Genomic DNA, 21,899 nt, shown 5'->3' with positions numbered 1-21,899 from the left:
CATGGCTGCGTCCGGTCTCGAGGGACGCGAGCGCGTCCTGTTCGTGCGACGAGCGGAAGCTGCCGCGCGACAAGTGTCCGGGCAGGGCCCGAGCACGGTCAAGTAGAACAACGTTTGCAATATAAATGCTGAGAGTGCAACATCCGTGCTGAGCGAATCTTAAGACATCGCAACGTTGCGGGTCGCGCAATTGCCGTGCAACGATCCACGTCGTCAGCTCATCGGAGCCGGCACCCGCTACAGCCCCGGACCCCCAGCCCCGGGCCCTGTCACCGAAGGACCCCCCTCCATGCACGCACCCCACGGTGCGGTCGCTGCGCCTGCCGCCGACCGCTCGATGCGCTAGCGAACGCCGCTCACGATGGCTTCGCTGACCTACCTCCTGATGCGCCAGGGGGACCTCCCCATGGCTCGTCGGGACGAGCTGGTCGCTGCCGGCATCGGCGATGAGGCCGCCGTCGAGACGCTCATCGCCGAGGGCACGATCACCGGCTCGCAGGCGGCATGGGCTCGCGCCATCCAGGCGGGTGTCTCGTTCGTGGTGCTGAGCGAGACCTCGATCGACCAGGCGGCGCTCGCTCGCGTGCCGAGCACGACCGCGCGGCGGCACTGCCTCCTGCCGATCGCCGTCGAGGAGGGCCGGCTCGTGGTCGCGATGGCCGACCCGGCCGACGTGCTCGCGATCGACGACGTGCGGCAGGCGGCCGGCATGCCCGTGCAGCCGGTCGTCGCCGAGCGCGCCGACCTGCTCGCGGCGATCGACCGGTACCTGCGTGCCGACAGCGAGCTGCACGACATCACCTCGACGCTGCAGGAGGAGCAGCGAGCCGAGGAGGCGGCGATGTTCGGCGACACCGACGGGGCCGACGAGGACGCCCCGATCGTGCGCTTCGTCAACCTGCTCGTCACGCAGGCGGTGCAGGACCGCGCGAGCGACATCCACATCGAGCCCGGCGAGCACGCGGTGCGCGTGCGGTTCCGCGTCGACGGCGTGCTGCACGAGATGCAGAGCGCGCCCAAGAACATGCAGCAGGGCATCATCTCGCGGCTCAAGATCATGAGCGACATCGACATCGCCGAGCGCCGCCGCCCGCAGGACGGCCGCATGTCGATCCGCCACGCCGACCGCAAGATCGACCTCCGCGTCGCGACGCTGCCGACCGTGTGGGGCGAGAAGATCGTCATGCGCATCCTCGACTCGGGCAGCACGAAGCTCGACCTCGCCGACCTGGGCCTGCTGCCGCACAACGCGGCGCGCTACGAGGCGTCGTACCGCAAGCCGTACGGCATGATCCTCGTCACCGGACCCACCGGATCCGGCAAGTCGACGACGCTCTACACGACGCTCCACGCCGTCTCGCGCGCCGAGGTGAACGTCATCACCGTCGAGGACCCGGTCGAGTACCGGATGCCCGGCGTCAACCAGGTGCAGGTGCACCCGAAGGCGGGCCTCACGTTCGCCGCCGCGCTGCGCTCGATCCTGCGCTCCGACCCCGACGTCGTGCTCATCGGTGAGATCCGCGACCACGAGACCGCGCAGATCGCCATCGAGGCGTCGCTCACGGGACACCTCGTGCTCTCGACCCTCCACACCAACGACGCCCCGAGCGCCATCACGCGACTGACCGAGATGGGCATCGAGCCCTTCCTCGTCGGCTCCGCGCTCGACTGCGTCGTCGCCCAGCGCCTCGCCCGTCGCCTCTGCGACCGCTGCAAGCAGCCCGACACCCGCGACCCGCAGCAGTTCGCGGTGCTCGGGTTCGAGCCCGGCATGGCAGCGGGCGTGCAGCGCGCGGTCGGCTGCACGCACTGCAGCGGCACGGGCTACCGCGGCCGACTCGCCATCCACGAGGTGATGAGCGTCACCGAGGAGATCGAGCGGCTCACCGTCGCTCGCGAGTCGACGTCCGAGATCGCGCGCGTCGCGGCCTCGCAGGGCATGCGCACGCTGCGCCAGGATGCGTGGCTCAAGGCGAGCGCCGGGCTCACGTCCGTCGACGAGATCCTGCGGGTGATCGTATGAGCGGCGCGACGATGGCCGAGATGCTCGGCGAGTCGGCCGGCACCATGACGCGGGCCGCGCTGCGGCAGCGCGCCCAGGCATCCGTCGAGCCCGACACGGCCGTCCACGACGAGCCGATGCCCACAGGCGCCAGCAGCGATCTGCTGCTCGCGCTCGAGTGGGTCGTGCGCGTCGGCGCCTCCGACCTGCACGTCACGGCGGAGACGCCGCCGACGATGCGGCTCGACGGCAAGCTCATCCCGCTCGAGGAGTTCGGCATCTGGTCGTCGGCGCGCGTCACCGCGGCGCTCGACGCGATCATCACGGCCGAGCAGCGCGAGACGTTCGAGCTCGAGCTCGAGCTCGACTTCGCCTTCGAGCTCTCCGACGCCGCGCGGTTCCGCGTGAACATCTACCAGCAGCGCTCCGCGCGCGGCGCGGCGTTCCGCCTCATCCCCACGCGCATCCGCACGATCGAAGAGCTCGAGCTGCCGCCGGCCATCACCCGGTTCGCGACCCTGCCGCGCGGCCTCGTGCTCGTGACGGGACCGACCGGCTCGGGCAAGTCGACGACGCTCGCGGCGCTCATCGACCTCATCAACCGCACGCGTGCCGAGCACATCGTCACGGTCGAGGACCCGATCGAGTTCATCCACCCCCGCAAGAAGGCGGTCATCAACCAGCGCGAGGTCGGGCACGACACGCACAGCTTCTCGAAGGCGCTCAAGCACGTGCTGCGCCAGGACCCCGACATCATCCTCGTCGGCGAGATGCGCGACCTCGAGACGATCTCGGTCGCCCTCACCGCCGCCGAGACCGGCCACCTCGTGTTCGCGACCCTGCACACGCAGAGCGCGGCCCAGACCATCGACCGCATCATCGACGTCTACCCGCCGCACCAGCAGAGCCAGGTGCGGGCGCAGCTCGCCGCGACGCTCCAGGGCGTTGTGTGCCAGACGCTCGTGCCGCGAGCCAGTGGTCGCGGGCGAGTGGCGGCGAGCGAGGTGCTCGTGGCGACGTCGGCGATCTCGAACCTCATCCGAGAGGGCCAGACGCACCAGATCGCGAGCGCCCTGCAGTCGGGCGCCTCGCAGGGCATGCGCACGATGGACCAGCACCTCGCCGAGCTCGTCAACCGCGCGCTCGTGCGCGAGGACGATGCGCGCGACAAGGCGCAGAACGTCGACGAGTTCCGCGGCATGCTCGCCGCGAGCGGCGCTCCCAAGCTCGATGCCGGCGTCGACTTCGGCGACACCTTCTCGAAGGGGCAGCGAGCATGAGCAGCACGAAGACGTGGGCATACCGCGGCCGCGACACGACCGGCAAGGTCGTCAAGGGCAAGCTCGACGCCGCGAGCCAGGCCGCGGTCGTCTCTCGGATGCGCGAGCTCGGCCTGTCACCGGTGAGCGTCGACGAGAGCAACACCGGCACGGGGCTGCAGCGCGAGATCGAGCTGCCGTTCAACAAGGGCGTCAAGCTCAAGGACCTCGCGGTCATGAGTCGGCAGATGTCGACCATGATCGGGGCCGGTCTCTCGATCCTGCGCACGCTGCGCATCCTCGCCGAGCAGACCGAGAACAAGACGCTCCGCACCGTGCTCGACGAGGTGCGGCTCGAGATCGAGACCGGCGGCTCGCTGTCGAGCTCGTTCGGCCGGCACGACACCGTCTTCCCGCCGCTCATGATCCACCTCATCGGCGCCGGCGAGACCGGCGGATTCCTCGACAGCGCGCTCGACGCGGTCGCGGATGCGTTCGAGAAGGAAGTGAAGCTGCGCGGCACCGTGCAGTCGGCGATGGCCTACCCGGTCGTGGTCGTGGGCATGGCGCTGCTCGCCGTCGTCGGCATGGTCTGGTTCATCGTCCCGATCTTCCAGAAGATGTTCTCCGACCTCGGCGGCGAGCTGCCGCTGCCGACCCAGATCCTCGTCTCGATCTCGGGGAACATGGCATGGCTCGGTCCGCTCCTCATCGTCAGCGCGATCATCTTCTCCGTCTGGTGGGGCAAGAACAAGCACACGCCCGAGGTGCGCGGCTTCCTCGACCCGCTGCTGCTGAAGCTGCCGGTCTTCGGCCCGCTCATCGTGAAGATCGCGCTCGCCCGCTTCACCCGCAACTTCGCGGCGCTGCTCGGCGCCGGCGTGCCGATCGTGCTCGCGCTCCACGTCGTCGGCGAGGTCTCGGGCAACAGCGTCATCCAGGGCGCGAGCGCCCGGATCGCCGATGCCGTGCGCGAGGGCCGCCCGGTCGCCGAGCAGCTCGCGCAGGAGCCCGTCTTCCCGCCCATGGTCGTGCAGATGATCTCGGTCGGCGAGGACGCCGGCTCGATGGAGACGATGCTCGCCAGCATCGCCGACTCCTACGACGCCGAGGTCGAGGCCACCACTGCGCAGATGACGTCGATCATCGAGCCGATCCTCATCGCCGGTGTCGGCGCGCTCATCGGCGCCATGATCATCGCCCTCTACATGCCCGTCTTCACCATCTTCGAGCAGATCTGATGGCCGCCGCCGCTGCGCGCCTCTCTGCGCGGATGCCCCACAGCTTCATTGACCCATCCACCATCCCTACCCACCCAACACAGATAGGTACCACCATGCAGAACCTGCTCCGCGCGCTCGGCGACCGCCGCATCGCGCTCAAGGATGGCAAGCAGTCGCAGAAGGGCTTCACGCTCGTCGAGCTGCTCGTCGTCGTCATCATCATCGGCATCCTCGCCGGCATCGCGATTCCGGTCTTCCTGAACCAGCGCGAGAGCGCGTGGCGTGCAGAGATGGAGTCTGACCTCAAGAATGCAGCGCTCGCGGCCGAGACGTTTGCGGTGGACAACGACGGCTCCTACACGGGGCTGACCGTCGCCAAGCTCGTGTCTGACTACGGCCTCCGTCTCTCGCACGATGTCGCGACCGACACTGACTATGTCGTCCTTGGCACGCCGGCTCCCGGCCAGAACTTCGTCCTGAAGGGCACGCACCCCGACCTGAGTGGCGACACGTTGGAGTACAACAGCGCGTCGGGTGGTCTGCAGACCTGGCAGGACGCGCCCGCGGCTCCCGTCAACCCGTAGACGGACCACTGACAAGAGTGGCCGCGGGCTCGGCCCGCGGCCACGGCCATCCTGACCAGAGAGGAGAGCACCATGCGCAGCATCCGCGCACGTCTCCACGTCGCCACCGGCGACGAGGGGATGACGCTCGTCGAGGTCATGGTCGCGATGTTCGTCTTCGCGATCATCTCGACGATGGTGCTCTCCTCTCTGCTGCAGGTGATGGGCGTCGAGCGCACGTCGCAGAACCAGCACGTCGCAGCCAACCTCGCCGCCGAAGAGATCGACCTCGTCCACGACGCCGCGGACCTCTTCCAGGTGCAGGACAGGACGAGACCCGTCACCCTCAACAACACCGTCTTCACGATCACCCGAGAGACCGAGTGGGTCAGTGCTACCGGCGCAGACATCAGCTGTGGCACCGGCAGCGAATCGCTCAGCTACAAGAGGGTCAACGTCACCGTGTCATGGGCTGGTGCCGACCCCGTGCGTGCCGACACCATCCTCGACTCCCCAGAACGGCTCAACGACTCGACCAAGGGCACCGTCCTCGTCTCGGTCGTCGACTCCCTCGGCAACGGCGTCAGCGGCGTCTCCGTCAGCCTGACGCCCAGGGTGGCTGGCAGCCCCATCGCTGCGACGGCCACGGACTCGTTCGGCTGCGCGTTCTTCCTGCAGGTGACCAAGGGCACCTACGACATGGCGATCGCCAAGCTCGGCTACGTCGGCGTCTTCGAGAAGGACCCGATCCGCACGGGCGTCGTCGTCGACCGCGGCTCTGCTGAGAGCTACCAGTTCCAGTACGACCAGGCCGGACGGCTCGATGCCTCGCTCGCCCCGGCACCCGCGTCGTTGCCGCGCGGCACGACCATCACCATCCCGCCGAGCCTGCAAGCCACCATCAGCAGCACCTACGGCCCGCGACTGGTGACGCCGACACGCATCACGTCGGCGCAGCCACTCGAGGTGCATCCCCGCATCCCGTATCGCGTCTTCGCTGGCAGCTACAGCACCGTCACCACTGCATCGTGCCTGTCGGTCGATCCCACGGAGTGGCCCGAGGCCCTGGTGGGCGGGGTGCAGCTCGCGGCTGGAGCCTCTGAGGAGGTCAGTGTGGCCCCGGGCGCGAGGGTTCCGCTATCGGTCCCGATGGGGCTCGTCCGGGTCGAGAGCGGCGTCAATGACCTGCGCATCCGGAGAGCCGATGGGCGCGCGGGCGACCCCCAGTGCGCCAGCCATCCGGAGTTCGTCTTCAACAGCCGTGTCGACGCCGGCACCGTCATCGCCCTTCCATTCGGCGCTTGGCGCTTCACTCGGACGGGATCGAGCGCGACCGCGGTGAACGTCGGGATCATCACCGGAGGGGCATACATCTCTGAGCGCAACATCGTCACGCTCGACCCGCGTCAGCCGGTGACGCCATGAGCCGCCGGTCACTTCGGGCCTCCGAGCGCGGCTTCACGCTCGTCGAGCTTCTCGTGACGATCTCCCTGTTCGCCGTCGTCATGACGCTCCTGACGATGATGGTCGTCACGCTCACGCACACGTTCACGCGCCAGGAGACGCAGCAGGACAACAGCAATGAGGCTGCTCTGGGGATGCAGCGCGTCGGTCAGGTGATCCGCGCTGGTGGAGTCGTGAGCCGCGGCACCCAGACGCTGCAGGCGTTCGCGGCCGGGAGTCGCACGTCGGTCAGCATGCATGCCTACCTCGACGCCGACTCCACCCCCCTCGCGCCTACTCGCGTCACCATCGAGCGCAGCGCTGCCGGAGAGTTGATCGAGACGCGGATCGAGGGCCGAGTCGCTGGCGGGGTGTGGGTGTTCGACCGACCGCCGAGCCGACGCCAAGTCATCGCTCGGGACGTGGCGGCGCCAGGCGCATCAGTGGACGGCGCCACCGTGCCGGCGCTGTTCCGATACCAGTTGTCGAACAGGACGTGGGTCGATCGCGCACTTACCTCTGCAGAGCTGGCCGACGTCGTCGCGGTCGAAGTCGCGATCTCCGTTCAGACGAACGTGTCCGGCGGCGCTCCGGCGACCCGGATGCTCCGAACCTTCGGTCTTCCGAACCTGACCGCCACGAGAGAGGTCGGCTGATGCGTCGAATCTTGCGCGCGCACTCCGCAGACCGCGATCGAGGAGCGGCCATGGTGGTCGTGATCGGCATCAGCGCGCTGGTCCTCGCCCTGCTCGCCACTGCCATCTCCATCGTCGTGTCAGGACAGCGATACGCCCGGCAGGACGTCAGCTGGAACGGCGCTCTCGCGGCGGCCTACGCCGGGGTCGAGGAGTATCAGAGCAGGATCGCCGCGGACTGGTCATACGTGTACAAGGGGAATCCGCAAGCCCCCTTCAGCTCGACGAGCGAGCTCACGCCCGACGCCTCGAACCCCGCGCTCGGCTTCGACGACAGCTGGGCGACGGTGCCGGGCAGCAACGGCAGCGCGGAGTTCCGGTACGAGGTCGACTCGAGCGCGTACGACGGCTACGGCACGCTGCGCTTGCGCTCGACTGGTCGCGTCGGCCAGGAGGTCAGGACCGTAGTGGCGGACCTTCGCCAGGACGGCTTCCTGAAGTACCTCTACTTCACGGACTTCGAAGTGCAGGACCCTTGGCAGAGCGGCGAGTCGGCGTCCTGCGGCACATACTTCTGGTCGCGGCCCTCCACCGGCTGCGCCGCTATCCACTTCGGCGGTGGAGACCAGGTTGAAGGCCGGGTGCATTCCAACGACGTGATCTTCACCTGCCAGGCGACGTTCCACGACGAGGTCTCGACGGCCTGGACCGGGAGAGACTCCAGCACCGGCATGCGGTTCAAGCGGATTCCCGGGTGCACCTCGGGAGAGCGCACGACGTTCCAGCGCCCGGATCCGCAGGGCGGAGGTCCGTTCTACCGCAACCGTCTTGAGATGCCGCAGACGAACATCGACATCCGCGCCGACGCTCTCGAGTGGGGATGCGTCTTCACCGGACCGACGCGGATCACGATGCAGGCTGACGGCTTCATGCGGGTCAGGTCGCCGCTCTCTCGGGTGACGAGGCCGGGTGCCGTGGTCTCGAACCCCTCAGGCTGCGGCACGGTCGGCACCGGTACCGACCAACTCGGTTCCACGAACGGCGCGCGCATCCCCGTCCCGGAGAACGGCGCGATCTACGTGCAGAACGCCAACCGGGCAGTTGGCGACCCGAACTATCACGCGTCCAAGCCCTCCTACTGCACCAACTCGAGCAACAGCAACGGCGTCGGGTACCCGGCTGTGGGCGAAGTCGTGCCGAGCGCGATCGGCAGCGTCGCGGCGTACGGCTGCACCAACGGCGACATCTTCGTGGAAGGCGTCGTCGACGGTCAGGTCACGCTTGCCGCGGAGAACTACGTCTACGTCGTCGGCGACATCAAGTACGAGGACTCGGAGCGCGACATCCTCGGCCTGATCGGCAACAGCATGGTCTGGGTGCACAATCCGGCCTTCAGCTGCCAGACCTCCTATAGCCCAGACCGCTGCTCGATCAACAGCCCCAACCGGAGGATCGACGCCGCGATCATGTCGCTGCGCAGCTTCTCGGTGCAGAACGTGACGAAGGTTGGCGACACGGATGGGATCCTCACCGTCAACGGCTCGATCGTGCAGCGGTATCGCGGCGTCGTGAGGCAGTACAGCGGCTACATCAAGAACTACCAGTACGACGATCGCCTCCTCTTCCGCTCGCCGCCGCACTTCCTCTCACCCATGAACTCCAACTACGGGGTCTCGACGTGGGTCGAGACCGATGCGATCGATGTGGACGAGAGCTGGTGATCATGATCGTCGCGCCCGTGCTCGCCGGCGGCTTCGGCCTCCTCATCGGCTCGTTCCTCAACGTCGTCATCTTCCGCGTCCCCGCCGGCCGCTCGATCGTGAGCCCGCCGAGCGCGTGCGGCGGCTGCGGGGCGGGCATCCGGCCCTTCGACAACATCCCGGTGCTCAGCTGGCTGCTGCTGGGCGGGCGCTGCCGCGACTGCAAGGTCGGCATCTCGTGGCGCTACCCGCTCGTCGAGCTGCTCACCGGCATCGTCTTCGCGGCCGTGGTCCTGCGGTTCGCGCCGTGGAACGCGCTCGAGGGCACCGCATCCGAGATCATCGGCGCCCTCGCCGTCACGCTCGCCTTCGTCATGCTCGCCGCAGTCGGCGTCGCGCTCGCGTGGATCGACATCGACACGCACCGGCTGCCCGACGTGATCGTGCTGCCGGCCTACCCGGTGCTCGCAGTGCTGCTCATCATCGCCGCCGCGGCGACCGGGGACTGGTGGGCGCTGCTGCGCGCGGGGCTCGGGGGAGCGATCCTGCTCGTCGCGTACTTCGCGATGGCCTTCGCCTACCCGAAGGGCATGGGCCTCGGCGACGTGAAGCTCGCCGGCCTGCTGGGCATCGCGCTCGGCTGGCTCGGCTGGGGAGAGCTCGCCGTCGGCGCGTTCAGCCCCTTCCTGCTGGGCGGGCTCTTCGCCGTCGCGCTCGTCGTCTTCAAGGGCGCCGGTCGTGGCAGCGGGATCCCGTTCGGCCCATGGATGCTCGGCGGCACGGCACTCGCCGTGCTCGCCGGTGAGCCCATCTGGCGCGGGTACCTGCGCCTGGTGGGACTGGAGTGAGGAACAACTGATGGCAAGCATCGTGGGACTCGACATCGGCGCCACCGCCGTGCGCGCCGCCGAGGTGATCACCACCCGCAAGGGCACGACGCTCACGCGCTACCACTCGATCGCGCTGCCGCCGGGGGCGATGCAGCGCGGCGAGATCATGGAGCCGCACCACGTGACCGCGGCGCTCAAGGAGCTCTGGAAGCGCGGCAGGTTCACCACCAAGCGGGTCGTGCTCGGCATCGGCAACGACCGCGTGCTCGCACGCGAGCTCACCGTGCCGAACGCGCCGCAGCAGATGCTGCGCGAGTCGCTGCCCTTCCAGGTGCACGACATGCTGCCCGTGCCGACGCCCGAGGCGATCCTCGACTTCTACCCCGTGTCGGATGCGGGGCACGGCCAGGTGCAGGGCCTCCTGATCGCGGCGGTGAAGGAGGGCGTGCTCGCCACGATCGAGGCGGTGCGGAAGGCGAAGCTCGAGGCCGTCACGGTCGACTTCATCCCCTTCGCGCTCACGCGCGCGTTGCTGCGGCGCTCCGCGGGCGAGGGCGCGATCGCCGTCGTCGACGTCGGCGCGCACACGACCACGGTCGTGATCGCCTGCGACGGCGTGCCGCACTTCGTGCGCATCATCCCCTCCGGCGGCGACGAGATCACCCACACGCTCCACGCGCGGCTCGGCATGGAGCGGCACGCGGCGGAGGACGTCAAGCGCTCGCTCGGCCTCGGCTTCAACGGCTTCCCGCCGCACGACGAGCCGGTCGTCGAGATCATCCGCGAGGTGACGGGCGAGCTCGTCACCGGCGTGCGCAACACCGTGAGCTACTTCGCAGCCTCGCGGCCCGACCTGCCGGTGCGGCGCGTGCTGCTCACCGGCGACGGGGCGAGCCTCGGGGGACTCCCGGGCGCGCTCAGCGAGGTGCTGCGCCTGCCGGTCGAGTGGGGCAACCCCTTCTATGACGTGACCATCCGCGGCCGCGATCGTGAGCGGACCGCCGTCGAGGGCAACCGGGCCGTCGTCGCGCTCGGCCTGGCCATGAGGAGCGCAGCATGAAGGTCTTCGGCATCACCATCGGCGGGGGCGGCGGCTCCGCGCCCCTCGCGCTCGGCGCGCATCCGACCGTCGACCTCCTGCCGCCCGAGGTGCGCCTCGGCCGCAGGAGCCGGGGCATCCGCCGCGGCGTCGTCGCGCTCGCGGTGCTCCTCATCGTCGCCGTCGCAGGCGGCGGCGTCTTCGCGAAGCTGCAGGCGGTCACCGCCGAGGCGACGCTCGCCGCGGAGCAGGCTCGCACGCAGGCGCTCATCGATCGCCAGGCCGAGTTCGGCAACGTCATGGCCGTGCAGGCCGAGATCGACGAGCGGCTCGCTGCCCGCCAGGTGATCACGAGCACCGAGATCGACTGGCAAGCGGTCATCCAGGCCATGCGGGGCGCGCTCCCCGCCGACGCGAGCATGACGAGCGTCACGGTGGAAGGCGCTTCGCCGATGGAGGCGTACGCGCAGCCGACCGCGCCGCTCCAGGGTGCGCGGGTCGCGACGGTGTCGTTCACCGTGCGCAGTGCCACGTTCCTCTCGGTGCCAGATGTGCAGGACGCGCTCGCGGGCGTGCTCGGCTTCGTCGACCTGCAGGTGCCGAGCTCGGCGATCAACGCCGCCGACGGCGTCTTCGAGACTTCGTTCGTCGTCCACTTGAGCGAGGAGGCGTACACCGGCCGCTTCCCGGCGGAGGTCACGATCGCCGACGACCAGCCCGCGGCCCCGATCGACGCCTCGGCCGACGCCGACGCCGAGGCAGACGCGGAGGAGCTCCAATGAACACCGCGGACCGGCTGTGGAGCCTGGGAGCCGGGCTCGTCGCGATCGGCGTCGCGGCGGGCGCGTGGTTCGGCGTGATCTCGCCCGACCTGAGCACCGCGAGCGTCGCGCGCGACGACCTCGAGACCGCCGAGCACCAGAACTCGCTGCACGAGCTGCGCATCGCGAGCCTCGAGGAGGCTGCCGCGAGGATCGGCGAGTTCGAGGCGTCGCGCGACGAGCTCGCGCAGGGCCTGCCGGGCGAGCTCCGCTACGCGGAGTTCATGCGCCAGATCGACGCGCTCGCGGTGCAGACGGGCGTCACGATCGTCAACGTCGGCGCTTCGGAGGCGCTGCCGTACCTGCCGCCGGTCGAGGCCGAGCAGCCCGTCGAAGCGGAGCCGGCGGCCGAGACGGACGGCGCGGCCGCTGCTGACGCCGAAGCCACACCGGCAGCGGCGGAGCCCGCCGCGGTGGCCGCTCCGATGCCCCACGTCGACCCATCGATCGGTCCCGAGAACCTCGCGGCCGTGCCGGTCGCGATCGCGGTGACCGGTGAGGCGATCGAGATCGAGGCGTTCCTGCACGAGCTGCAGATGGGCCCGCGACTCGTCACGGTGAAGACGGCGAGCTTCATCGCCAACGCGCAGGCAGACATCGATGCGGTCGCCGTGGCGAACCCCGACGCCGGACCGGGTCTCCAGTCGATCGCGGAGGACCCCTGGGGCGTGACCATCGGCGGCTACCTCTACGTGCTGCAGCCGGAGGCGAACACCCCGTAGCAGCCCCGTCCCTTGTGGGAGGATCGACGCCTATGCGCACCGCCCATGCAGCCTTCACGATGAGCCTCGTGGGCGAGACCGACGTCACGCTCCTCGTGCTGCCCGCCGACGCCTACGCATCCGACGACCGCATCTCGGTCACGGTCGACGGAGCGCCGGTCGACTGGCGGATCGAGCCGGCCGCGCACGACACCCGCGAGCTCGTCTTCACCGCTCCCGCCGGCCTCCTCGAGGTCGACGTGCGGACGACGGTCGACCGGCTGCAGCGCCCGGTCGACGAGGGGAACGCGTCGCGCTACCTCGACGACTCCCGCTACGTCGAGGCGAGCGCGCTGCGCGGCTTCGTCGAGGAGCGCTTCGGCCGCGCGTACGGCTTCGAGCAGATCGCCGCGATGCGGCAGTGGATCGCTCGCGGGTTCACCTATTCGCCCGCGCTGTCGGTGATCGACGACTCGGCGGTCTCGACGCTCGAGAAGCGCGGCGGCATGTGCCGCGACTACTCGCACGTCATGATCGCGATGGCACGGGCGGCAGGTATCCCCGCACGCTACGTCGGCGTCTACGCGCCCGGCCTGCAGCCGCCCGACTTCCACGCGGTGGCCGAGGTGCACGTCGAGGGGGAGTGGTGGGTCGTCGACGCGACGGGCCTCGCCCCGCGCGGCAGCCTCATCCGCATCGCGACAGGGGCGGATGCGCTCGAGACCGCGTGGGCGACCACGACGCGCAATCCCGTGCAGCTGCAGTCGCTCACGGTCGAGGCGACCGACGATGCGCTCGCCGAGGATGCGGTCGACGACGCGACGCTGCGCATCCGCATCCCCTGACGACTGTCTCCCGCGGGGTGGTCAGGACACGCCGCAGCGCACGCCGCGGGTGGTCACGACACGCCGCGAGCCACACCGTCGGTGCGGCGTGTCGTGACCACCCGCGCCCACGCGCCGAGGCGCTGAGGTGACCGGCGGTCAGGGGTCGGGGGTCAATCGAGGTTGTCGGCGACCTGGTCGATGACCTGCTGCGCGTCCTGCACGGTGTCGAAGTACTCCGAGGCGACGGCGATGATCGCGCTGTTCTGCGGCGACGTCGCGACGCCCATCCCGGCCACCGTCTCGAAGGCCGGCGCGGCGAAGCCGGCCGCGTCGTTCAGCACCCCGATGAGCAGCCGATCCGCGCCGGTCACGTGCTGGTATGCGCACACGGTGCCGCCCGCATCCGCCACGTCGTCGATCGCGCCCGGCAGCGAGCCCTGCTCGGCGGTGGGCGCGAAGTTGGGGTTGAACTCGTAGAGCTGGTCGGCCGAGTAGACGTCGGTGCACGAGATGTCGCCCGCGACCGGCGGCGTGGTCGGCAGCGCGCTGCCCGTGGGAGCGGGCGTCGGCGTCGGCGGCTCGGGCAGCTCGGTCTCGCTCGCGCTGGGCGTGGGCGACGACGGATCGGTCTCGGAGGCGCTCGGCGACGGGGCCTCAGAGTCGTTCGGGGCGAGCGCGCCCGGCTCGCAGCCGGTGAGCGCAAGAGCCGTCGCGGTCGCCACGAGGGCGACGGGGAGGAGACGGCGGATGCGCATGCTGGGGCTCGACATGGAGTCAGATTACGGTGCCGGGCGGGCGTCGGCCCGACGCCGCGCGGACTACCCTGGACCCCATGCAGCCTTCCGACCTCTCGCTCGCCGTGCTCGCCGCCGTCCGCACCGCGGTCGGCCGACGAGCGGCAGACGTGGAGGTCGGCGAGGCCGACATCGTGCTCGAGCGTCCCCGCAACCGCGACCACGGCGACTGGGCGACGAACGCCGCGATGCGCTTCGCGAAGCGCGTCGGTGTGCCGCCGCGCGAGCTCGCCGACGACGTCGCCGCCTCGCTCGCCGAGGTCGACGGCATCGAGCGGGCCGAGGTGGCCGGTCCCGGCTTCATCAACCTCACGCTCTCGGCGGGCGCTGCCGGCGAGCTCGCCCGCACGATCGTCGAGGCTGGCGAGTCCTATGGCTCGGGCGACGCGCTGAGCGGTGTGAAGATCAACCTCGAGTTCGTCTCCGCGAACCCGACCGGACCCATCCACATGGGCGGCACCCGCTGGGCCGCCGCGGGCGACAGCCTCGGCCGCGTGCTCGAGCGCCAGGGCGCCCACGTCACCCGCGAGTACTACTTCAACGACCACGGCGCGCAGATCGACCGGTTCGCGAAGAGCCTCGTCGCCGCCTTCAAGGGCGAGCCGACGCCCGAGGACGGCTACGGCGGCGCCTACATCGCCGACATCGCCCGCCGCGTCGACGACTCCTACGACGGCGACCTGCTCGACCTCGACGACCAGTCGCTGCAGGAGACGTTCCGCGAGCTCGGCGTCAAGCTCATGTTCGACGAGATCCGCCACGATCTGCACGAGTTCGGCGTCGACTTCGACGTGTACTTCCACGAGCACCAGGTGCAGTCCGACGGTTCGGTCGAGCGCGCCATCGAGGTGCTGCGCCAGCGCGGCCACGTCTTCGAGGAGGACGGCGCGATCTGGCTGCGCACGACGACGTTCGGCGACGACCGCGACCGCGTCATCATCCGCTCGAACGGCCAGCCCGCCTACTTCTCCGGCGACCTCGGCTACTACCAGAACAAGCGCGATCGCGGCTTCGACCAGAACATCATCATGCTCGGCGCCGACCACCACGGCTACGTCGGTCGCATGATGGCGATGTGCGCCGCGTTCGGCGACACCCCGCACGAGCACCTCGAGATCATGATCGGCCAGATGGTCAACCTCATCCGCGACGGGCAGCCGGTGCGCATGTCGAAGCGCGCGGGCACCGTCGTGACGATGGAGGACCTGGTGGATGCGGTCGGCGTCGACGCCGCCCGCTACGCGCTCGTGCGCTCGAGCGCCGATACGCCGCTCGACATCGACCTCGAGCTGCTCACGCAGCGCACGAACGACAACCCCGTCTACTACGTGCAGTACGCGCACGCCCGGATGTCTGCGGTGGCGCGCAACGCCGTGGCCGCCGGCGTCGACCGGAGCGAGTTCGACCCCACGTTGCTCGAGCACGAGACCGAGTCGGCGCTGCTCGGCGCGCTCGCCGACTTCCCGCGCGTGCTCGCGCAGGCAGCCGAGCTGCGCGAACCGCACCGCGTCGCGCGCTTCGCCGAGGAGCTCGCGGGGCTCTACCACCGCTGGTACGACGCCTGCCGCGTCGCGCCGCACGGCGACGAGCCGGTCGGCACGCTGAACCGCACGCGGCTGTGGCTGAACGACGCGACGGGCACGGTGCTGCGCGCGGCCCTCGCGACGGTCGGGGTGAGCGCGCCCGAGCGCATGTAGGTCTTCCGCCGCTCCCACCCGCTGTCGTCCCCACCCGCTCGTCGAGTAGGACCGAAGGCCCGTATCGAGACGCCGCTCTTCGCCGCCAGTCATCGCGCAGTCGAAGGGTCGTAATCGACGGGTTGTCTATGGCGCTAGACGCGGTTCGTCCACGCGAGTAGACTGTCAGCGGGAAGAGGCGCGAGGTGATCCAGTGGCTCACGAGGGAAGCGAAGCGGCGAGGCCTCGAGCTCTCGAGCTCGAAGTGTCCGAACTGACCAACCACACCGGTCTCCAGGTGGGCAAGTGCCGGTCGACGATCGGTCGACATGCGGAGATTCCCGACATTGCCGCGCACAGCTTCTGGGATCAGTTCGCGGACGAGCTCGGGAAAGGGTGGTGGCGATGAAGACGTATGACGTGACGGCCAGGAAGAGCGGGCCTTGGTGGGTGCTGCAGGCGGAAGCTGTGCCCGGCGCGATCAGTCAGGTGAAGAAGCTGTCAGAGGTGACCATCATCCGTGAGGCGATCGCCTGGGTCGAGGGAATCGGGGAGGATGAGATCGAGATCCGTCTCGTGCCTCATGTTGACGCAGAGGTCGACCCGCTGCTTGCGAAGTACCAGGCGGTGACCGAGCAAGCTCGACTTCTCGAGGAGGAACGAGCCACGCTGCAGCGATCGCTCGCCGTAGGCCTGACGAGCCACGGGGTCAGCTATCGAGATGCTGGTCAACTGCTCGATGTCTCGCACCAACGCGTCGGGCAGCTCGTCAAGCAGTAGTTGAGCCGTGCACGCCGCGTCGCCCACGGCGTGCAGAGCGGAGGTGGAGATCGACCTGAGCGACACTTTCAGGCGGCACCACCCAGATTTCCACACTCATCTTGCTTCCCGGCGTCGGACAAGCCCGGCGTGGAGGCTACCCGCCCACCAGCGCCCCCAGGTGCCGGTGCACCGATGAGATCACCACCGAGCCCTCGCCGACCGCCGACGCGACCCGCTTCACCGAGCCGCGCCGCACATCCCCGACGGCGAAGCAGCCCGGCACCGACGTCTCGAGCGGGGCGGGCTCCGTGCCGCTCTCGCCCTGCCACGCGCGGCGGCCGCCCTCGGCGAGCACCTCGGGCCCGGTGATCACGGAGCCCCAGCGGTCGCGCAGCACCGCCGGCGGCAACCACTCGGTGTGCGGCCGCGCGCCGATCGTGATGAACACGGCATCGGCCGGCACCTCGAGGCGCTCGCTCGACTCGGTGCGCTCGAGCACGACCCGCTCGAGCCGGTCGGCGGATGCGGCGCTCGCGTCGACCACGCGGGCGCCGGTGACGATCCGCACACCCATCGCCTCGAGCTGGTCGATGAGGTAGCGCGACATGCTCGCCGCGAGCCCCTCGCCGCGCACGACGATCGTCACGGAACCGGCGTAGCGCGCGAGGTGCAGCGCAGCCTGCCCGGCGGAGTTGCCGCCGCCCACGACGAGCACGTCGCGCCCCGCCTGGGCGCGCGCCTCGACCGACGTCGCGCCGTAGAAGACCGAGGCGCCGACGAACCGCTGCAACCCCGGCGCTGCGAGTCGGCGGTAGCTGACGCCGCTCGCGAGCACGACCGCTCGCGCGTGCACCACCTCGTCGGGCGCGACCTGCAGCTCGAAGCCGTCATCCACGCGCATGCCCGTGACGCGGCGCGTGTGGCCGAAGCGGGCGCCGAAGACCCACGCCTGCTGGTACGCCCGCTGCGCGAGCTCGGAGCCCGAGACGCCGCGCGAGAAGCCGAGGTAGTTGCGGATGAGCGAGCTCGATCCCGCCTGCCCGCCGATCGAGTCGGTCTCGAGCACGAGCGTGTCGAGCCCCTCCGACGCCGCGTAGACGGCCGCGGCGAGCCCCGCCGGCCCTGCGCCCACCACGATGAGGTCGCGCACGCCGGTCGGCAGCTCGGTCGTGAGCCCGTGCGACCGGGCGAGCTCGGCGTCGTCGGGGTCCACGAGCACGTGGCCGGCGGGGGTGCGCACGAGCGGCACGCCCGCGTAGTCGACGCCTGCCTCGGCGAGCAGCGCGAGCGCGTCGGGGGAATCGGGGCCGAGCTGGTCGGCGGGCACGCCCGAGCGGTCGAGCAGTCGGCGCAGGTCGTGCGTGCGCGGCTGGGTGCCGTCGCCGATGATCGTGAACGCGCGATGGCGCTTGCCGACCGACGCCTCCCACTCGCGCAGGAAGTCGGTGACGGCGCGATGGAACGACTCGTCGGGCGAGTGCGTCGGCCGCACGACGTAGTAGTCGATCTGCAGGTGCGACATGAGCTGCAGCACCGCATCCGCCGTCCGCCGATCCGCCCACGACCCCCACTCGATGACGAAGCCGCGGCGCACGTCGGGGAACGCGCGCCGGGCCGCCGCGAAGACACTCGCGTGGTCGCCTACGGCGGATGCGTCGTCGGCGAGCACGAGCGCGAGGGCACCGCCCGCGGCGCGCAGCTCGTCGATCGCCGCGACGCCGTCGGCGGGACCCTCGGCATCGATGAGCAGGTAGTCGCGCGCATAGCGGCGCTCGAGCGGCTCGAAGAGCGCGCGGCGAGCCGACTCGTCGGCGGCGACGACGAGGATCGCCGCCTGCGGGCGGGACGCTCGACCCTCCATGGCGCTCCCTCGGGATCCGCGCGGGACGCGGCGGCGGGGCCGCCACGCGGCGAGTGTACGTGCCGGTCGCGGCAGGGCACCAGGCGTCGATTGCGCGCCAGATGCCGACCGTTCGCGACAGGTCAGCGCGACCGACGGCGAGCGACGGCAGCCCGGTAGGCCGAGACGCTCGGCTCGCCCGGGAGCCAGAAGCGCCACGGGTAGGCGGATGCGTCCCCACCAGGGCCGCTCACGCCGACGCGCGGGCCGGTGCGGTGGGCAGGCGGCTCCGCGGCCGGCTCGAAGGACCAGAGCGGCGTCATCTCGATATGGGCCTCCGGTCCTCCTCGATGACCGGGGGAGGGCTCGTCGAGTAGCGCGGCGCCGTCGTCCGCGAGCGTCGCCCCGAGTGCTTGCGCGACATTGCCCGGACCTCGCGCGAGCTCGCCGGTCGGCGCCGATGCCCGTCGCGCGGACCGGCGCTCGCGCGCGAGCGACTCGCCCTCGACGACCTCTCCGGCGCGCACGAGCACACCCCAGCCCGAGCCCTCCGGTCCCGCGACGACGTTCACCGCATGGTGCATGCCGTAGGTGAAGTAGCAGTAGACGTGACCGCCGGGGCCGAACATCGTCGCGTTCCTCGCGGTCTTTCCCCGGAACGTGTGGGCGCCCGGGTCGTCGGAACCGCGATAGGCCTCGACCTCGGTGAGGCGCAGCGCGACCGCACCCGAGGCATCCGCCCGCCGGAGCACGCCGCCGAGCAGCAGCGGCGCCAGCTCGAGCGGGTCGCGCTCGAACCAGGTCGGGTCGGGAGTCGGCACGCTCGCCACCGTAGGGCACGTGCGGGGGAGAGGTTCGGTCGCAAGCCCGACCCGGAAATCGCCTCCGCCCGTGACGACGGCTCCGGATCGCCTCGCGCCGTGAGCGGCCGCCGACCGCCCGACCGGCCGAGCCGCCATGCGCGCCCTCATAGGATGGACGCAGCGCCACAAGCGCCGACGCCGCCGGCGCCTCCTGCGCGCCAGCCCACCGCACCTCACACGGACGGAGTCCCGTGCCGCATCCGCTCGCCCCCCAGCTGCTCGACGCGGGCGACCCGAACGCCCTCGCCGCCGAGGTGTGGCCCGAGGGCACCGAGCGCGTCGACGGCGCGCTCCGCTTCGGCGGGGTCGACGTGCGCGAGATCGCCGAGCAGCACGGCACGCCCTTCCTGCTCGTCGACGAGACCGTCGCCCGCGCGCGCGCCCGTCGCATCCGCGAGGCGTTCGAGGCCGCGTTCGCGACCGAGGACGACGCGCAGCGCGTCGACGTCTACTACGCCGGCAAGGCGCTGCTCACCGCCGAGGTCGCCCGCTGGATGCGCGCCGAAGGGCTGCGCATCGACGTCTGCAGCGGCGGCGAGCTCGCGATCGCGCTCCGCGCCGGCATCGAGCCCGAGGCGATCGGCTACCACGGCAACAACAAGGGCGAGCGCGACATCGAGGCGGGCGTCGCCGCCGGGATCGGCACCTTCGTGCTCGACTCGCCGATCGAGGCCGAGCGCGTCGCCGCGGCAGCCGCCCGCGCCGGCCGCGTGCAGCGCGTGCGCCTGCGCATCTCGGTGGGCGTGCACGCCTCCACCCACGAGTTCCTCGCGACGAGCCACGAGGATCAGAAGTTCGGCGTGCCCGTCGACGAGGTGCCCGCGCTCGTCGCGCGCATCCGCCAGCTGCCGAGCCTCGAGCTCGTCGGCCTCCACACGCACATCGGCTCGCAGATCTTCGACGCGTCGGGCTTCGCCGAGTCGGCCCGCCGCATGCTCGCGCTCCACGCCGAGCTCGGCGCCGACGCCCCGCTCGAGGAGCTCAACCTCGGCGGCGGCTTCGGCATCGCCTACACGGCCGCCGACCGGCCCGAGCCGATCGAGCAGATCGCCGCATCGCTCGCCGACGCCGTGCGCTCGGCCGCCGACGAGCTCGGCGTGCCCGTGCCGCGCATCGCGATCGAGCCCGGCCGCTGGATCGTCGGCCCCGCCGGCGTCACCGTCTACACCGTCGGCACCGTCAAGCCCGTGCGGCTCGACGCCGGCACCCGCACCTACGTGTCGGTGGACGGTGGGATGGGCGACAACCCCAGGCCCGCCCTGTACGGCGCGCAGTACTCGGCCCGCATCGCGAGCCGGGTCAGCGACGCCGAGCCGATGCTCGCGCGCGTCGCCGGCCACCACTGCGAGTCGGGCGACATCGTCGTCGACGCGGAGTGGCTGCCGGCCGACGTCGCACCCGGCGACCTGCTCGCCGTCGCCGCGACCGGCGCCTACTGCCACCAGCTCGCGTCGAACTACAACGCGACGCCCCGCCCGCCCGTGCTCGCGGTGCGGGACGGCGCCGTGCGCGAGCTCGTGCGGCGCGAGTCGATCGACGACCTGCTCGCCCGCGACACGGGCTTCGCCGACACGGGCTTCGCCGCGCAGCATCCACGACCGCTCGACAACCACGGAGACGCATGAACTCGTACCGGAGCCTCCGCATCGCCCTGCTGGGAGCCGGGAGCGTCGGGTCGCAGGTCGCCCGCCTGCTGCTCGAGCACGCGGACGAGCTCGCCGCCCGCGTGGGCGCGCCGCTCGAGCTCGTCGGCATCGGCGTGCGCGACCCCGAGGCGCAGCGCGACGTCGACCTGCCTCGCGAGCTCATGACGAGCGACCTCGCGACGCTCGTCGCGGGCGCCGACATCGTCGTCGAGCTGCTCGGCGGCATCGAGCCGGCCCGCACGCTGCTGCTCGACGCGATCGCGGAGGGCGCCGACGTCGTCACCGCCAACAAGGCGCTCATCGCCGCGCACGGGCCGGAGCTCTTCGACGCCGCCGCGATCGTCGGTGCGCAGGTCGCCTACGAGGCGGCCGTCGGCGGCGCGATCCCCATCATCCGACCGCTCGAGCAGTCGCTCGCCGGCGACCGCGTGACGCGCATCATGGGCATCGTCAACGGCACCACGAACTTCATCCTCGACCGCATGCACACCGAGGGCTCGTCGCTCGCCGACGCGCTCGCGACCGCCACCGAACTGGGCTACGCCGAGGCCGACCCGACCGCCGACATCGAGGGCTTCGACGCCGCCTCGAAGGCGACAATCCTCGCCTCGCTCGCGTTCCACACCGCCGTGCCGGGCGAGCTCGTGCACCGCGAGGGCATCACGGGCGTGACGGATGCGATGGTCGAGCAGGCGGAGCGCAACGACCGCGTGATCAAGCTCGTCGCGATCTGCGAGCGCATGTCCGGCGACGCCGGCGACCGCGTCTCGGCCCGCGTGCATCCCGTCTCGCTGCCGGCGACGCATCCGCTCGCCGCCGTGCGCGAGGCGAAGAACGCGATCTTCGTGACCGCCGAGGCTGCCGGTGACCTCATGTTCTACGGCGCCGGCGCCGGCGGTCCCGAGACGGCATCGGCCGTGCTCGGCGACCTCGTCTCGATCGCCCGCCGGCACGTGCTCGGCGGACCGGGTCGCGCGGCATCGACGCACGCCGACTTGCGCGTCGCGCCGTTCGGCGACGTGCTCGCCCGGCACGAGCTCGCACTCACCGTCGCCGACCGACCCGGCGTGCTCGCCGCCGTCGCCGGCGTCTTCGCCGAGCAGGGCGTCTCGGTCGAGTCCGTCCGGCAGGACGCGGGCGAGACGAGCGCCTCGCTCGTGCTCGGCACCCATACCGCGAGCGAGGCGCGCATCGCGTCGGTGCTCGAAGCGCTCGACGCGCACATCGACGTGGAGCGGATCGACAGCGTGATCCGACTCATCGACTAGGAGGCTT

At 70.8% G+C, this 21,899-nt stretch carries 19 protein-coding genes and 1 pseudogene; 17 read left to right on the top strand and 3 right to left on the bottom strand.

Annotated features, from left to right (window positions below; genetic code table 11):
• Positions 1 to 406: 406 nt before the first annotated feature.
• The 13 genes and pseudogenes from ABD106_RS13945 (at position 407) to ABD106_RS13890 (ending at position 13,061) form a co-directional block, all read left to right on the top strand.
• Positions 407 to 2,023, top strand: a complete 1,617-nt coding sequence (locus tag ABD106_RS13945; RefSeq protein WP_343921414.1) for a GspE/PulE family protein — start codon at positions 407 to 409, stop codon at positions 2,021 to 2,023.
• Positions 2,020 to 3,282 carry a type IV pilus twitching motility protein PilT gene (locus ABD106_RS13940; RefSeq protein ID WP_343921412.1) on the top strand — a complete coding sequence of 421 codons (1,263 nt, stop codon included), beginning with the start codon at positions 2,020 to 2,022 and terminating at the stop codon, positions 3,280 to 3,282. Before ABD106_RS13945 ends, ABD106_RS13940 begins: the two co-directional genes overlap by 4 nt.
• Entirely contained in the window at positions 3,279 to 4,502 is a 1,224-nt protein-coding gene (locus tag ABD106_RS13935) for a type II secretion system F family protein (protein ID WP_343921410.1), read from the top strand. The genes ABD106_RS13940 and ABD106_RS13935 overlap by 4 nt, the downstream gene beginning before the upstream one ends.
• 95 nt (positions 4,503 to 4,597) lie before the next feature.
• Positions 4,598 to 5,068, top strand: a complete 471-nt coding sequence (locus ABD106_RS13930) for a type IV pilin protein (protein WP_343921408.1) — start codon at positions 4,598 to 4,600, stop codon at positions 5,066 to 5,068.
• A 72-nt stretch (positions 5,069 to 5,140) separates the two neighbouring features.
• Positions 5,141 to 5,245: pseudogene (locus tag ABD106_RS14570) on the top strand (prepilin-type N-terminal cleavage/methylation domain-containing protein); the annotation flags it as partial.
• A 24-nt stretch (positions 5,246 to 5,269) separates the two neighbouring features.
• Complete coding sequence (locus ABD106_RS13925; RefSeq protein WP_343921406.1) at positions 5,270 to 6,472, top strand: carboxypeptidase-like regulatory domain-containing protein; 1,203 nt, start codon at positions 5,270 to 5,272, stop codon at positions 6,470 to 6,472.
• Positions 6,469 to 7,146, top strand: a complete 678-nt coding sequence (locus ABD106_RS13920) for a PulJ/GspJ family protein (protein WP_343921404.1) — start codon at positions 6,469 to 6,471, stop codon at positions 7,144 to 7,146. The genes ABD106_RS13925 and ABD106_RS13920 overlap by 4 nt, the downstream gene beginning before the upstream one ends.
• A 50-nt stretch (positions 7,147 to 7,196) precedes the next feature.
• Positions 7,197 to 8,846: a hypothetical protein gene (locus tag ABD106_RS13915; protein ID WP_343921402.1), complete on the top strand. Its 1,650-nt coding sequence runs from the start codon at positions 7,197 to 7,199 to the stop codon at positions 8,844 to 8,846.
• 2 nt (positions 8,847 to 8,848) lie between these two features.
• Positions 8,849 to 9,673 carry a prepilin peptidase gene (locus ABD106_RS13910; RefSeq protein WP_343921615.1) on the top strand — a complete coding sequence of 275 codons (825 nt, stop codon included), beginning with the start codon at positions 8,849 to 8,851 and terminating at the stop codon, positions 9,671 to 9,673.
• A gap of 10 nt (positions 9,674 to 9,683) precedes the next feature.
• Entirely contained in the window at positions 9,684 to 10,715 is a 1,032-nt protein-coding gene (pilM, locus tag ABD106_RS13905; protein ID WP_343921400.1) for a type IV pilus assembly protein PilM, read from the top strand.
• Entirely contained in the window at positions 10,712 to 11,476 is a 765-nt protein-coding gene (locus tag ABD106_RS13900; protein ID WP_343921398.1) for a hypothetical protein, read from the top strand. The genes pilM and ABD106_RS13900 overlap by 4 nt, the downstream gene beginning before the upstream one ends.
• Positions 11,473 to 12,237, top strand: coding sequence for a hypothetical protein (locus tag ABD106_RS13895; protein ID WP_343921397.1), 765 nt, complete (start codon positions 11,473 to 11,475; stop codon positions 12,235 to 12,237). Before ABD106_RS13900 ends, ABD106_RS13895 begins: the two co-directional genes overlap by 4 nt.
• Positions 12,238 to 12,269: 32 nt before the next feature.
• Positions 12,270 to 13,061, top strand: coding sequence for a transglutaminase-like domain-containing protein (locus ABD106_RS13890; protein WP_343921395.1), 792 nt, complete (start codon positions 12,270 to 12,272; stop codon positions 13,059 to 13,061).
• Positions 13,062 to 13,213: 152 nt separating this feature from the next.
• Here the strand turns inward: ABD106_RS13890 and ABD106_RS13885 are convergent, their stop codons facing one another.
• The gene (locus tag ABD106_RS13885) at positions 13,214 to 13,813 is read right to left on the bottom strand and encodes a hypothetical protein (protein ID WP_343921393.1); all 600 of its coding nucleotides are present in this window, start codon (positions 13,811 to 13,813) and stop codon (positions 13,214 to 13,216) included.
• 62 nt (positions 13,814 to 13,875) lie between these two features.
• On the opposite strand from ABD106_RS13885, the gene argS reads away from it, so the two are divergent.
• Positions 13,876 to 15,534, top strand: a complete 1,659-nt coding sequence (gene argS / locus ABD106_RS13880; RefSeq protein ID WP_343921391.1) for an arginine--tRNA ligase — start codon at positions 13,876 to 13,878, stop codon at positions 15,532 to 15,534.
• A gap of 384 nt (positions 15,535 to 15,918) precedes the next feature.
• Positions 15,919 to 16,293, top strand: a complete 375-nt coding sequence (locus tag ABD106_RS13875) for a hypothetical protein (protein WP_343921389.1) — start codon at positions 15,919 to 15,921, stop codon at positions 16,291 to 16,293.
• Between the two features lie 136 nt (positions 16,294 to 16,429).
• Here ABD106_RS13875 and ABD106_RS13870 read toward each other — a convergent pair whose 3' ends face one another.
• Together ABD106_RS13870 and ABD106_RS13865 are read right to left on the bottom strand one after the other, a co-directional pair.
• Positions 16,430 to 18,136, bottom strand: coding sequence for an NAD(P)/FAD-dependent oxidoreductase (locus ABD106_RS13870; RefSeq protein WP_343921387.1), 1,707 nt, complete (start codon positions 18,134 to 18,136; stop codon positions 16,430 to 16,432).
• A gap of 122 nt (positions 18,137 to 18,258) precedes the next feature.
• Entirely contained in the window at positions 18,259 to 18,936 is a 678-nt protein-coding gene (locus ABD106_RS13865; protein ID WP_343921385.1) for a DNA-3-methyladenine glycosylase, read from the bottom strand.
• A 233-nt stretch (positions 18,937 to 19,169) separates the two neighbouring features.
• On the opposite strand from ABD106_RS13865, the gene lysA reads away from it, so the two are divergent.
• Positions 19,170 to 20,603 (top strand): diaminopimelate decarboxylase, encoded by a 1,434-nt coding sequence (gene lysA / locus ABD106_RS13860; RefSeq protein ID WP_343921383.1) that lies wholly within the window; start codon positions 19,170 to 19,172, stop codon positions 20,601 to 20,603.
• The gene (locus tag ABD106_RS13855) at positions 20,600 to 21,892 is read left to right on the top strand and encodes a homoserine dehydrogenase (protein WP_343921381.1); all 1,293 of its coding nucleotides are present in this window, start codon (positions 20,600 to 20,602) and stop codon (positions 21,890 to 21,892) included. Before lysA ends, ABD106_RS13855 begins: the two co-directional genes overlap by 4 nt.
• Positions 21,893 to 21,899 lie beyond the last annotated feature (7 nt).

Source organism: Agrococcus citreus (genome assembly GCF_039527715.1).
In the GTDB taxonomy this organism is placed as follows: Bacteria; Actinomycetota; Actinomycetes; order Actinomycetales; family Microbacteriaceae; genus Agrococcus; species Agrococcus citreus.
The sequence above is the reverse complement of the archived record's forward strand: the minus strand, read 5'-3'. Positions and strand labels throughout refer to the sequence as shown.